Source organism: Pseudomonas sp. PsB, from assembly GCF_043658375.1.
GTDB lineage: Bacteria > Pseudomonadota > Gammaproteobacteria > Pseudomonadales > Pseudomonadaceae > Aquipseudomonas > Aquipseudomonas putida_Z.
In genome coordinates this window covers 268931-281381 of the sequence record NZ_JBIGLU010000002.1, presented here as the reverse complement: position 1 = coordinate 281381, position 12451 = coordinate 268931, and the positions used below count along the sequence as shown (strand labels likewise).

Sequence of the window (12451 nt, the reverse complement as noted above, 5' to 3'; positions counted from 1 at the left end):
GTTGTCCTAAGCTGCGCTCTTTCAAGGAGAGCGGCCCATGAAGAAATGTTGTGCGGCAATACTGATGTGCCTGCCCCTCGGGGCCATGGCTTATCCCATCGACGTTGAGAAAGAACTGACCGGGGTAAAGCTCGACTACACCGCCTATGACACGGCCTATGACATTGGCGCCATCACCCTCAACAACTATGGGCAGGTACCGGCCGCGTGCAAGGTGACTTTCCGCAATGGCCCCGAGGCACCGCGGGTGCGCCGGGTGAACGTACCGGCCGGTAAAAGCGTCGATGTCACTGCCAAGTTCAACCGGCAGATCATCAAATTACGGATCGCCTTGAACTGCAGTGCAGAATAAACTGATAAATCGATAGATTGAACCCACTTTTTACGCTTTTTTATCGATAGGTCAAGCCGTAATCTCACCTCCATCGAATCGCAACCCTTTTTGCCGATGGAGGCCCCCCATGTCCCGCGTACTGATCATCGAAAGCAGCGCCCGCCAGCAGGATTCCGTTTCCCGTCAGCTGACCCGTGATTTCATCCAGCAGTGGCAGGCCGCCCACCCGGCCGATCAGATCAGTGTGCGCGACCTGGCCGTGAACCCGGTGCCGCACCTGGACGCCAACCTGCTGGGTGGCTGGATGAAGCCCGAAGAACAGCGCAGTGCTTCCGAACTGGACGCCTTGGCCCGCTCCAACGAACTGACCGATGAGCTGCTCGCCGCCGACGTGCTGGTGATGGCTGCGCCGATGTACAACTTCACCATCCCCAGCACCCTCAAGGCCTGGCTGGACCACGTGCTGCGTGCCGGCATCACCTTCAAGTACACCCCCACCGGCCCGCAGGGCTTGCTGACCGGCAAGCGCGCCATCGTCCTGACTGCCCGTGGCGGCATCCATGCCGGCGCCACCAGCGACCACCAGGAACCGTACCTGCGCCAGGTAATGGCCTTCATCGGCATTCACGATGTCGACTTCATCCATGCCGAAGGCCTGAACATGAGCCCTGACTTCCACGAGAAGGGCGTCAACCAGGCCAAGGCCAAGCTGGCGGCGGTGGCCTGAGGCTTAGCGAATTCCCAACCCTGACACCTGTTGTTGCTCCTTTGGGTGTACCTGCCCGGCCTGCATGGCCGGGCTTTTTTATGCCTGGAATTTCATGGGTGCCTGTGCCGGCCTCTTCGCGGGCTTGCCTGCTCCCACATGTACACCGCAGGTCTCAGGTACTGTGATGTCCCTGTGGGAGCGGGCAAGCCCGCGAAGAGGCCGGCACAGCCCCACATTCCTCATGGTTGAACTCATTCCCCGCAACCCGCTAAGGTCGCGGCCTTGATCCACGAGAGGCAACCATGGGCTACCTGATAATCGTCGCGCTGATCCAGGCGTTTTCCTTCAGCCTGATCGGCGAGTACCTGGCCGGGCACGTCGACAGCTACTTTGCCGTGCTCGCGCGCGTGGTGCTGGCTGGCCTGGTGTTCCTGCCGCTGACCCGCTGGCGCCAGGTCGAGCCGCGCTTCATGCGCTCGATGCTGCTGATCGGCGCGCTGCAGTACGGCATCACCTACGTCTGCCTGTACCTGAGCTTTCGCGTGCTCACCGTGCCGGAGGTGCTGCTGTTCACCATTCTCACGCCGTTGCACGTGACGCTGATCGAAGACGCCATGAACCGGCGCTTCAACCCGTGGGCGCTGCTGGCAGCGCTGGTGGCGGTGGCCGGCGCGGCGGTGATCCGCTTCGACACCATCAGCGGCGAGTTCTTCATCGGCTTCCTGCTGCTGCAACTGGCCAACTTCACCTACGCCGCCGGCCAGGTGCTGTACCGCCATCTGGTTGCACGCCACCCCAGCGACCTGCCGCACTACAAGCGCTTTGGCTACTTCTACCTGGGCGCGTTGATCGTGGTGTTGCCGGCCTTCCTGCTGTTTGGCAACGCCCAGCACCTGCCGACCACCGATGTGCAGTGGCTGGTGCTGCTGTTCCTGGGCCTGTGCCCGACGGCGCTGGGGCTGTACTGGTGGAACAAGGGCGCCTGCATGGTTTCGGGCGGGACGCTGGCGGTGATGAACAACCTGCATGTGCCGGTAGGGTTGCTGCTCAATCTACTGATCTGGAACCAGGACGAGCCATTGGGCAGGTTGTTCATCGGCGGGGCAGTGATCCTGGCGTCGGTGTGGATGAGCCGCCTGGGTACCCTGACGTTATCAAGCAAGCCATGGCGCAGCCAGCTATGACGCGTTCGTTACTGAACCCAAATTCCGCCAGTCCCTACCCGATAATCATGAAAACAAAATCGGGAGACCGGCGTGAAGCTAGAAACGCGAAGTATCGAATTTGTCCCACACGCCGAGCGTTATGGCACGCCTAAACGATTGTTCACCATCTGGTTCAGCTCCAATTTCCAGATAACCGCCCTGATGGTCGGCACCCTGGGCGCTGCCTCGGGGCTGAGTCTGGGCTGGACCTTGCTGGGCCTGTTGGTCGGCAACCTGATCGGCACCGTGTTCATGGCCGCGCATTCTGCCCAGGGGCCTCACCTGGGCGTGCCACAAATGATCCAGAGCCGGGCCCAGTTCGGTGTCCATGGTGCCGCGCTCCCTCTGCTGGTGATGGTCACGGCCGCAGTCCTGTTCCTCGCCGCCAGCGGCGTGCTGATGCGCAATGCCCTGCAGGCGCTGGTGCCCATGAGCGATGACCAGGCGATCGTGGTGGTCGGCTTGCTGACTTTTGTCATCGGCTTTGTCGGCTACGAACTCATCCACCGCCTGGGCGCATGGATGACCCTGTTGTCCACGCTGGTTTTTGCCGGCGCCCTGGTGCTGATCCTGCTGCACCCCGGCGACATGGCAACCACGACGGCAGTGAGTACCGGCTTCTCGTTCACCGCCTTCAACCTGATCGTGGCCCAGTCGGCCTCCTGGACGCTGGGGTATGGCCCCTATGTAGCCGATTACTCGCGCTACCTCCCGGCCAACGTCAATCCACGCGCCACGTTCTGGGCCACCTATTGCGGTTGTGCGCTGGGCTCCTTCGCCATGATGGCGCTCGGCGCGCTGGTGGCGGTGGAATTGCCCTCGGCACTGGGGCATGACCCGGCCACAGCCATTGCCGCGTTGTTTGGCCCGTGGGCGCCGCTGGCGCTGGCAGTGATTGCACTGGGGGTGATCCAGTACAACGTCCTGTGCCTGTACAGCGCCTACATGTCGTCGGTCACGATCTTTGGCGCCTTCAAGACCATCCGGCGCGTGACCGCGACTGCCAAGGCCTTGGTGATGGCTGGGCTGACCGCAGCGGCAACGGTGATCGCCATCGCTACCCAATACAATTTCGATACGTTCTTTGCCGACATCCTGATCGGCCAGCTGTACCTGTTGATCCCATGGAGCGCGATCAACCTGGTGGATTACTACTGGGTATGCCGAGGCCACTATGATGTCGGGGCGCTGTATGACTCCAAGGGGCGTTATGGGTGCTTCAATCGTCGAAGCCTGAGTGTGTACGCTGTGTCGATCATCGGTACCATCCCGTTCATGAAGCTTTCGTTCTACACGGGGTTCGTGGCCGAGTGGCTGGGGGCGGATATCAGTTGGGCGATGGGGTTGATCCTGGCCGGTGCGCTGTATTGCATGGTCCATGGGCGCGAGAGCAACCGGCTTTCGACAACCATGAATGTGCACACCTGACTCGGAAAGGGGCCGCTTTGCGGCCCATCGCCGGCAAGCCAGCTCCCACAGGCACCGCGCAAAATTCGAGACGTGTGCAGTACCTGTGGGAGCTGGCTTGCCGGCGATGGGCTGCGAAGCAGCCCCGGCAATATCAAGCCTCGCTCATGTCTTCCAGCCGACGCGGCACAGGCTCCTGCGATACACGCCCGCTCAACCCCACCCGCATGTCGTTGCCACTTGGCTGCTGATACAGGCTCAAGCCAAACTCCGGCAACACCGCCAGCAGGTAGTCGAAGATATCCCCCTGAATCCGCTCGTACTCAGCCCAGGCCGTGGTGGTGGTAAAGCAGTAGATCTCCAGCGGTACACCCTCGGCGGTGGTCTGCATTTGCCGCACCATGCAGGTCATGTTCGGGTGCACGTTGGGGTGGTTCTTCAGGTAGGCCAGGGCAAACGCCCGGAAGGTGCCGATGTTGGTCAGCTTGCGGCGGTTGGCCGACAGCTCGGCCACCGGCCCCAGGGCTTCGTTCCAGCTTTGCAGTTCCTGGCGCTTGCCCGCCAGGTAATCGCGCAGAAGGCTGACTTGGGTGAGGCGCTGTTCTTCCTCGCGAGTCAAGAACCGCACGCCGGCTGCATCGATGAACAGGCTGCGCTTGATGCGTCGGCCACCGGACTGCTGCATGCCGCGGTAGTTGCGGAACGACTCGCTCATCAGGCGCCAGGTGGGGATGGAGACGATGGTCTTGTCGAAATTCTGCACCTTCACCGTGTGCAGGGTGATGTCCACCACATCGCCATCGGCGCCTACCTGGGGCATTTCGATCCAGTCGCCCACGTGCAGCATGTCGTTGCTGGTCAGCTGCACACTGGCGACGAACGACAGCAGGGTGTCCTTGTACACCAACAGCAGCACCGCCGACATCGCACCCAGACCCGACAGCAGCAACAGTGGCGAGCGGTCGATCAGGGTGGCGACGATGACGATGGAGGCGAAGATCCACAGCATCATCTTGGCCAGTTGCACGTAACCCTTGATCGAGCGGGTGCGGGCGTGTTCGGTGCGGGCATAGATGTCGAGCAGGGCATCCAGCAGGCACGACAGCGCCATGGTCATGAACAGCAGGGTAAAGGCCAGGGCGACATTGCCGAGGAAGTGCTGGGCGGTGTCGGACAGCTCGGGCACCAGTTTCAGGCCGAACTGCAGCACCAGTGATGGCGTGGTCTGTGCCAGGCGGTGGAACACCTTGTTGTTGCGCAGGTCATCCAGCCACTTCAGTGCTGGCTGGCGGGCCAGCAGGCGGGCGCCGTGCAGCACCAGGAAGCGTGCCAGGCGGCCGATGACCAGGGAAATGAGCAGCAGCACCGCCAGGCCAATGGCCGCGTGCAGCATCGGATGTTGGTCAAGCGTGCCCCACAGGTCGAGGGAGTCACGCCAGATTCGTTGGATATCCATGGGCTTGCGTACAGTCTTGTTGCCAAACGAAGCGCCATTAGAGCGCGGATGGCGACAAAGTTGCCAAAAGAAATTCGGCTAAGGCGGCAGAAAACGTTACCCTATGCAACTGAATTTTCCGCACTTGCCTGAGGTTACCTCCGTGTTCTCCCAATTCGCCCTGCACGAACGCCTGCTTAAAGCCGTGGCCGAGCTTAACTTTGTCGAGCCAACCCCGGTGCAGGCCGCGGCCATCCCCCTGGCCCTGCAAGGGCGTGACCTGCGCGTGACCGCGCAGACCGGCAGCGGCAAGACCGCGGCCTTCGTGCTGCCGCTGCTCAACCGCCTGGTCGACCTGCGCGAACGCCGCGTCGAGATCCGCGCGCTGATCCTGCTGCCGACCCGTGAACTGGCCCAGCAGACCCTCAAACAGGTACAGCTGTTCTCGCAGTTCACCTACATCAAGTCGGGCCTGGTTACCGGCGGTGAAGACTTCAAGGAACAGGCCGCCATGCTGCGCAAGGTGCCGGATGTGCTGATCGGCACCCCGGGCCGCCTGCTCGAGCAGCTCAATGCCGGCAACCTCGACCTGTCCCACGTGCAGGTGCTGATCCTCGACGAAGCCGACCGCATGCTCGACATGGGCTTTGCCGAAGACATGGAGCGCCTGTGCAAGGAGTGCGAGAACCGCCAGCAGACCCTGCTGTTCTCCGCCACCACCGGTGGTGCGGCCCTGCGCGACATCATCGGCAAGGTGCTGAAAGACCCAGAGCACCTGATGCTCAACAGCGTCTCGCAGCTGGCCGAAGGCACCCGCCAGCAGATCATCACCGCTGACCACGACCAGCACAAAGAGCAGATCGTGCAGTGGCTGCTGGCCAACGAAACCTTCGACAAGGCGATCATCTTCACCAACACCCGCGCCCTGGCCGACCGCATCTACGGCCACCTGGTGGCCAAGGACGTGAAGGCCTTCGTGCTGCACGGCGAGAAGGACCAGAAGGACCGCAAGCTGGCCCTGGACCGCTTCAAGCAGGGCAGCTCCAAGGTGCTGGTGGCTACCGACGTTGCGGCCCGTGGCCTGGACATCGACGGCCTGGACTTGGTGATCAACTTCGACATGCCGCGCAGCGGTGACGAGTACGTGCACCGCGTGGGCCGTACCGGCCGTGCCGGTGGCGAAGGCCTGGCGATCTCGCTGATCACCCACAACGACTGGAACCTGATGTCGAGCATCGAGCGCTACCTCAAGCAGCAGTTCGAGCGCCGGGTGATCAAGGAAGTGAAGGGCACCTACAACGGGCCGAAGAAGGTCAAGGCCTCGGGCAAGGCGGCTGGCAGCAAGAAGAAAAAGGTCGAGAAGAAGACCGGTGACAAGAAGGCGGCCGCCAAGCGCAAGCCAACCGCCAAGCCGAAGGCCAATGCACCGCTGGCCAGCGCTGACGGCCTGGCGCCGCTGAAAAAGCGCAAGCCTGCGGTTGAGTAACCTTCAGTAGCGCTGTTGGTTTCTTCGCGGGCACGCCCGCTCCCACAGGATAATCACAGATATCGAAGGCTGTGTTGTCCAAGTGGGAGCGGGCGTGCCCGCGAAGGGGCCAGGACAGGCGACACCTTATTCAGCCTTTTTCTCCGCCTCTTTCAACTCCTTGATCCGCTTGTCGATCAGCTGACACTTGTCGGGCAAATCCTTGCTCGCCGTCCCCAGCTCCATCCCTTGAAGCTCGTCATTGATCTCCTTGGCCTTCTGCGGGTTCTGCTCGGTCAACTGGGTGACCAACCCGGCCAGCTCTTCACGTTTCTGCGTTGCTTCTTCCGGTGTGCAGGCCCAGGCGGGCAGGGCGCAGAACAGAGCAGTGGCGCAGGCAATGGGCAGCAGCGGTTTCATCCTTCCTACCTCCGGCGGTGGTGATGCCCGGTGGAGGCATGCGCCTGGCCGTTAGTTCAGCGCCTTCGACCGGTGGCTATACCCCTGGGTATATTTACCGCGCTCATCCTCGGCTCTAGTTTGAAGCCACAAACATGACAACCGAGGAACACACCCATGGATCGATTGAAAGGCAAGGTGGCACTGATTACCGGCGGCGCAGGTGGTTGTGGCCTGGCCGCGTCGGAACTGTTCGCCGCCGAGGGCGCCAAGGTGGTGATCCTCGACTTGCCGACCAGCCAGGGCGAAGCCGTGGCGGCGCGCATCAACGCGGATGGCGGCCAGGCGCTGTTCGTCGCCGCCGATGTGTCGCAGGCCGACCAGGTGCACCGCGCCGTAACCCAGGCCCAGGTGCACTTCGGCCCGATCACCGTGCTGATGAACCACGCCGGGATCATCGCCGCCGGCCCGTTCCTCGAAACCAGCGAAGCGGAATGGGACCGGCTGATGAGCATCAACGTAAAAAGCATGTTCCTGGTCACCAAGGCGGTGTTGCCTGGCATGCTCGCCGCCGGCGGCGGCAGCGTGATCTGCACCTCGTCGATCTCGGCGGTGGTCGGCACGCCAATGGAGGTGCTGTATTGCACCACCAAGGGCGCCTGCCACATGTTCGCTCGCGCCCTGGCCGTGGAATACCGTGACCAGAACATCCGCAGCAACGCCATTTGCCCAGGCTTCATCGGCACCGCCCATGGCCGCCGCGAACTCGACCTGCTGCGTGGTTTTGGCGTGGATGCTTCCGACGAAGCGATCAAGACCATGCAGGGGCGCCTGTGCGACCCGGCCGAAGTGGCCAACGCCGCGTTGTTCCTGGCCAGTGACGAGTCGAGCTTCGTCAGCGGCTCGCACCTGTTCGTCGACAACGCCTACACCGCCATGTAATGCCCGGCCGGCAGTACCCTGCCGGCACCAACAAGAACAACACGCAGCACCCTTCAATTCTGCCCACAAAGCCAATTCCAACAAGACAGAGGCAGCAGATGGAAAACATAGGCACTTACGTCATCTACGTGATCATGGTGTGCGCCGTGATCGGCGCGATCGCATCGATCGTCAATGCGGAATCCGAGCTGGCCAAGGAGTTCACCGCCGGCCTGCACAGCATTGGCCCGATCTTCATCCCGGTGGCCGGGATCATGGCCGCCATCCCGTTCATTTCCAGTTTCATCAGCCAGTTCATCGGCCCGCTGTTCCTGGCCATGGGCGCCGATGCTGGCATTGCCGGGCCGATCTTCATCGCCTCGGACCTGGGCGGCTACCAGCTGGCCCAGGCGCTGTCGCACAGCCCCGAAGGCTGGATCCTCGGCCTTATCACTGGCTTCCAGTGCGGTTCGACGGTGATCTTCGTCATCCCGGTGGGCCTGGCAATGCTCAACAAGGCCGACCACAAGTACATGGCGCTGGGCATCATGGCCGGGCTGCTGAGCATCCCGATCAGCATCGTGTTGATCGCCATGGGCATGCAGGCCATGGGCCTGGGCGTGCGCCCGGACATCGCCACGGCAGGCGCTGCGACCCAGGCGCTGCACTTCACCCTGCCGACCCTGCTGCGCAACCTTTCGCCGCTGATCCTGTTCTGCGTGGCACTGGCAGCGGCGCTGCGCTACTTCCCCAACCTCATGGTCAGCCTGTTCCTCAAGCTGGGGCAGTTGATGTATGCCGCCGTGACGCTGGTGCTGGTGGCGTCGATCGTCGAATACTTCACCGGTGCGTTCACTTCGCTCTTCGGTGGCTGGGGCTTTGCCCCGATCATCGCCGACAAGGACGACCAATTCCGGGCGCTGGAGATTGCCGGCTACGTGGGTATCATGCTGTGCGGTGCGTTCCCGATGGTTTACCTGATCAAGCGTTTCCTGTCGCAGCCGATCGAAAAGGTGGCGTCGAAACTCGGCCTGTCGCCGGTGGGCGCGGCCGGTATCCTCGCGGCCTCGGCCAACATCCTGGCGATGTTCCGCCTGGTGGCCGACATGCCGCCGAAAGACAAGGTGCTGGTGATTGCCTTTGCCGTGTGCGCCGCCTTCACCTTTGGTGATCACCTGGCCTACTCGGCCAACTTCCAGCCCACGCTGATCGGGCCGCTGATCATCGGCAAGCTCGCCGGTGGCCTGCTGGGCATGCTGCTGGCCTACTGGCTGGCGGTGCCCAAGGCACTGGAACTGGGTCGCCAGGAAGAAGAGGCCGGCCTGCTGCCCGCCAGTGCACCGTTGCACTGACAGGGCCAGGCATCGTTCAATGCCGTTCGGGCTTGCACAGCCGGGCGGCATTTGCGCCTTCTCCCACACCGCACGGGCCTCCGCAATGAACAGCGACAACGCCAACCGCCTGGGTGCGGTCATTCGCAGCATCGGCAGCGATGCCCTGGGCCCGGCCCTCGACACCGCGCTCAAGGGCGTGGTCGATTTCGACATGAGCTGCGCCTACCTGTTTCGCTTCAACCAGCCCGCGCGGCTGATTCATGACGGCTACAACCAGCGAGTCGCCGAACGTACGCTGAAAGCCTACCTGCGCGGCGGCTATCTGCTCGACCCGTTCTACGTCGCTTGTACCAACAACCACCCGGGTGGCCTGTGGCGGATGCGCGAACTGGCCCCGGACAGCTTCTTCGCCTCGGGCTTTTCCATCTCCCACGACATCCACCCCTGCGTCTCGTCGCACCACGGCAGCCTGATCGAGGAGATCGGTTTCATCGTGCCGGTAAGGCCACGGACCGCATTGGTGTATTCGTTGATGCGTGGCCTGGACAAGGGCGCGTTCGAGGCCGAGGAAGCGCAGCGGCTGGCAGCGTTGACGCCGGTCATCGATGCCATTTTCAGCCAGCACCTGCGCCTGGCACATGTCGATGACCTCGCCGACCCGCAGGAGTCCGACAGCCAGTTGGAAGATGCTTTCGTCGATATCCTCCAGGGCCAGCTGACCGAAACCCAGCGGCATGTGGCCAAGCTGATTCTGCAAGGGCACAGCAGCCAGTCGATCTCACGCGAGCTGGGCATCTCGGAGGGCACAGTGAAAGTACACCGCCACAACATCTGGCAGCGGCTGGGGATTGCCGGGAATGCGGAGCTGTTTCGGTTGTTCATCAACTATCTGGTCAAGCAGTAACCTGAGCGCGTTAACCGATCAGCTGAGAGCCGGCGTGTTCGTTTATTACCCAGCGAGGTGAGGCCGCGCCGTCATGTCTATTCCCAGCGCCTTCATCACGGTCAGGAACGACTTCAGAGTCGGGTTGCCATGCTCACTGAAAGACCGATAGAGCTGCTCTCGCGACAGACCGGTTTCTTTAGCCAGCTCGCTCATGCCTTTTGCACGCGCTACCACGCCTACAGCCTTGGCGACATAGCCGGCATCCCCGGTTTCGAGTGCGTCGGTCATGAACTGCGCGATCGCTTCAGGGGTAGTGAGGTACTGGGCGGGGTCGAAATCAGAGAAGGTTTCAGTCATTTTGCATCCTCCACGAACGCAGAATCTGGTGGGCTGCCTTGATGTCACGCTGTTGGCTGCCTTTGTCGCCGCCGCAAAGCAGAATGACAAATGTGCTGCCAGCCTGATGGAAGTACACCCGGTAGCCAGGCCCATAGTGAACCCTGAGCTCACTGACGCCGTGGCCAACCGGTGATACGTCGCCAGGCAGGCCCTCCATCAACCGGTTGATCCGAGAAATGATTCGGGCTCTGGCACTAACGTCTCGGAGACCGGTCACCCAATGTCTGAAACTGCTGGATTCGATTTTTTTCATCGAGTGAATGTAGTTTATAAACTACAGGTGGCTAGACAGCAAATGGTTTCTGCCTGTTGCGGTACCAGCGGCTTCAGAGCGTGGCGTATCACTGTGCAAGATCTTTCGGAACACCACGGCTCACCGGCAGGTCCCAACCTGTGTACCCCTTCCGTCCACAGCAGGAGCCCGTAGCCATGAGCATCGCCTACGACTGGGACCTGATCGAGCGTTTGCTGCACGAGGTGCAGAACGGCGCCGGTCACAGCTTCACGCCACGCCCCTATGCCGAGCAGCACGCTGCGGCACTGGCTGCCAAGGGGGAGCCGGTGGGCGACCTAGACCACCTGAAAACCCGTGCCTGCGAGTACGAAAGGTTGTTGTTCGAGCGTGGTTTCATCGAAACCCGGCCCGAAGAGGATGGCGGCAATGGCGAGAATTTCGTGCTAACCGAGCGCGGTTCGCGGCTGATGAGCCTGATCGACAGCAGCATTCCCGGCTTCGAGCACCCGCGCCAGGTGCTGGACGAGCAGGAGGATGCGCTGGACGAAACCACCTTCGAGCAGGTGTCGGCGAAGGCACAGATTGCCTGAGGTCGTTTTGAGGCTGGCAAGGGCGGCCATGGAAACCCGATAATCGGTAGTTCCTGAACACTGCCGAGCCCTTGCCCATGCCAATGACCACCACAGAGGCCCGCCTATGAGCGCGGTCCGCAAGAACCCCGACGCCTTTGCCTTCCAGGTGATGCTGGGGCTGTGCCTGATCTGGGGCTGCCAGCAGGTGTTGATCAAGACTGCCGCCATCGATATCGCGCCGGTGATGCAGGCGGCCCTGCGCAACGGTATCGCCGCCGTGCTGGTGGGCCTGATGCTGTGCTGGCGCGGGGGCTGGGAGCAGGTCGGCAGCACTTGGCGTGCCGGGGTGGTGGCGGGCGGGCTGTTCGGCCTGGAGTTCCTGTTCATTGCCGAGGGGCTGAAGCTGACCTCTGCGGCGCACATGTCGGTGTTCCTCTATACCGCGCCGGTGTTTACCGCGTTAGGCCTGCATTTCAGGTTGCCCAGCGAACGCCTGCGGCTGCTGCAATGGCTGGGGATCCTGCTGGCCTTCGGCGGCATTGCCATGGCGTTTGCCGGCGGCATGTCGTTCGAGCACATGGATGGCCGCACCCTGCTGGGGGATGCCTTTGGCGTGATCGCCGGGCTGGCCTGGGGGGCGACCACGGTGGTGGTGCGTTGCTCGCGGCTGTCGGAAGCACCGGCGACCCTGACCCTGTTCTATCAGCTGGCGGTGGGCTTTGCCGGGTTGCTGCTGATTGCCTTGCTCAGCGGCCAGATCGGCGCGGTCACGCTGACGCCGCTGGCGATGGGCAGCGTGCTGTTCCAGGGGATTGTGGTGTCGTTCATCAGCTATCTGACCTGGTTCTGGTTGCTGCGCAAATACCTGGCGTCGAACCTGGCAGTGTTCTCGTTCATCACCCCGCTGTTCGGGGTGACCTTCGGCGTGTTGTTGCTGGATGAGCCGCTGAGCCTGAACTTTGTGGTTGGCGCGTTGATGGTGCTGCTGGGGGTGGTCCTGGTGAGTGCCGAGCCTTGGGTCAAGCAGCAGTTGCGGCGGATTGTGGGGTGATCGATAACCTGTACCGGCCTCTTCGCGGGCTCGCCCGCTCCCACAGGTACTGCACAGGTCTTGAAGATTGTGCGGCCCCTGTGGGAGCGGGCGAGCCCG

14 protein-coding genes are annotated in these 12451 nt (G+C 62.3%); 10 read left to right on the top strand and 4 right to left on the bottom strand.

The features are described from left to right. Window positions 1–37: 37 nt before the first annotated feature. The 4 genes from ACGLHT_RS06095 to ACGLHT_RS06080 all read left to right on the top strand — a co-directional run bounded on the left by ACGLHT_RS06095 (window position 38) and on the right by ACGLHT_RS06080 (window position 3676). Window positions 38–352, top strand: coding sequence for a hypothetical protein (locus ACGLHT_RS06095; RefSeq protein WP_012051530.1), 315 nt, complete (start codon window positions 38–40; stop codon window positions 350–352). A 109-nt stretch (window positions 353–461) separates the two neighbouring features. Then, a complete protein-coding gene (locus ACGLHT_RS06090; RefSeq protein ID WP_085704974.1) occupies window positions 462–1061 on the top strand; it encodes an FMN-dependent NADH-azoreductase in 600 nt (199 codons plus the stop codon). A 284-nt stretch (window positions 1062–1345) separates the two neighbouring features. Continuing rightward, window positions 1346–2227, top strand: coding sequence for a carboxylate/amino acid/amine transporter (locus ACGLHT_RS06085; protein ID WP_274079300.1), 882 nt, complete (start codon window positions 1346–1348; stop codon window positions 2225–2227). Between the two features lie 72 nt (window positions 2228–2299). Continuing rightward, window positions 2300–3676 (top strand): cytosine permease, encoded by a 1377-nt coding sequence (locus ACGLHT_RS06080; protein ID WP_274120174.1) that lies wholly within the window; start codon window positions 2300–2302, stop codon window positions 3674–3676. 133 nt (window positions 3677–3809) lie between these two features. On the opposite strand, the gene ACGLHT_RS06075 is transcribed toward ACGLHT_RS06080, so the two are convergent. Next, the gene (locus ACGLHT_RS06075; RefSeq protein ID WP_274120175.1) at window positions 3810–5111 is read right to left on the bottom strand and encodes a mechanosensitive ion channel family protein; all 1302 of its coding nucleotides are present in this window, start codon (window positions 5109–5111) and stop codon (window positions 3810–3812) included. 103 nt (window positions 5112–5214) lie between these two features. On the opposite strand from ACGLHT_RS06075, the gene ACGLHT_RS06070 reads away from it, so the two are divergent. After that, on the top strand, window positions 5215–6576 hold the full coding sequence (locus ACGLHT_RS06070) for a DEAD/DEAH box helicase (protein WP_274120176.1): 1362 nt from the start codon (window positions 5215–5217) through the stop codon (window positions 6574–6576). A gap of 126 nt (window positions 6577–6702) precedes the next feature. On the opposite strand, the gene ACGLHT_RS06065 is transcribed toward ACGLHT_RS06070, so the two are convergent. Continuing rightward, a complete protein-coding gene (locus tag ACGLHT_RS06065; protein WP_274079297.1) occupies window positions 6703–6975 on the bottom strand; it encodes a hypothetical protein in 273 nt (90 codons plus the stop codon). Between the two features lie 156 nt (window positions 6976–7131). Between ACGLHT_RS06065 and ACGLHT_RS06060 the strand changes: the two genes are divergently transcribed. The 3 genes from ACGLHT_RS06060 (at window position 7132) to ACGLHT_RS06050 (ending at window position 10113) form a co-directional block, all read left to right on the top strand. Further along, complete coding sequence (locus tag ACGLHT_RS06060) at window positions 7132–7896, top strand: SDR family NAD(P)-dependent oxidoreductase (protein ID WP_274120177.1); 765 nt, start codon at window positions 7132–7134, stop codon at window positions 7894–7896. 98 nt (window positions 7897–7994) lie between these two features. Continuing rightward, the gene (eutH, locus tag ACGLHT_RS06055; protein WP_025340163.1) at window positions 7995–9227 is read left to right on the top strand and encodes an ethanolamine utilization protein EutH; all 1233 of its coding nucleotides are present in this window, start codon (window positions 7995–7997) and stop codon (window positions 9225–9227) included. Between the two features lie 85 nt (window positions 9228–9312). Then, window positions 9313–10113, top strand: a complete 801-nt coding sequence (locus ACGLHT_RS06050; protein ID WP_274120178.1) for a LuxR family transcriptional regulator — start codon at window positions 9313–9315, stop codon at window positions 10111–10113. A gap of 45 nt (window positions 10114–10158) precedes the next feature. Here ACGLHT_RS06050 and ACGLHT_RS06045 read toward each other — a convergent pair whose 3' ends face one another. Together ACGLHT_RS06045 and ACGLHT_RS06040 are read right to left on the bottom strand one after the other, a co-directional pair. Then, a complete protein-coding gene (locus ACGLHT_RS06045; protein WP_025340161.1) occupies window positions 10159–10452 on the bottom strand; it encodes an addiction module antidote protein in 294 nt (97 codons plus the stop codon). Then, a complete protein-coding gene (locus ACGLHT_RS06040; protein ID WP_025340160.1) occupies window positions 10445–10747 on the bottom strand; it encodes a type II toxin-antitoxin system RelE/ParE family toxin in 303 nt (100 codons plus the stop codon). The genes ACGLHT_RS06045 and ACGLHT_RS06040 overlap by 8 nt, the downstream gene beginning before the upstream one ends. 176 nt (window positions 10748–10923) lie before the next feature. Between ACGLHT_RS06040 and ACGLHT_RS06035 the strand changes: the two genes are divergently transcribed. Both ACGLHT_RS06035 and ACGLHT_RS06030 read left to right on the top strand, forming a co-directional pair. Next, window positions 10924–11319 carry a hypothetical protein gene (locus ACGLHT_RS06035; RefSeq protein WP_013973698.1) on the top strand — a complete coding sequence of 132 codons (396 nt, stop codon included), beginning with the start codon at window positions 10924–10926 and terminating at the stop codon, window positions 11317–11319. Window positions 11320–11425: 106 nt separating this feature from the next. Further along, on the top strand, window positions 11426–12352 hold the full coding sequence (locus ACGLHT_RS06030; protein WP_137164577.1) for a DMT family transporter: 927 nt from the start codon (window positions 11426–11428) through the stop codon (window positions 12350–12352). The last annotated feature ends 99 nt before the right edge of the window (window positions 12353–12451 follow it).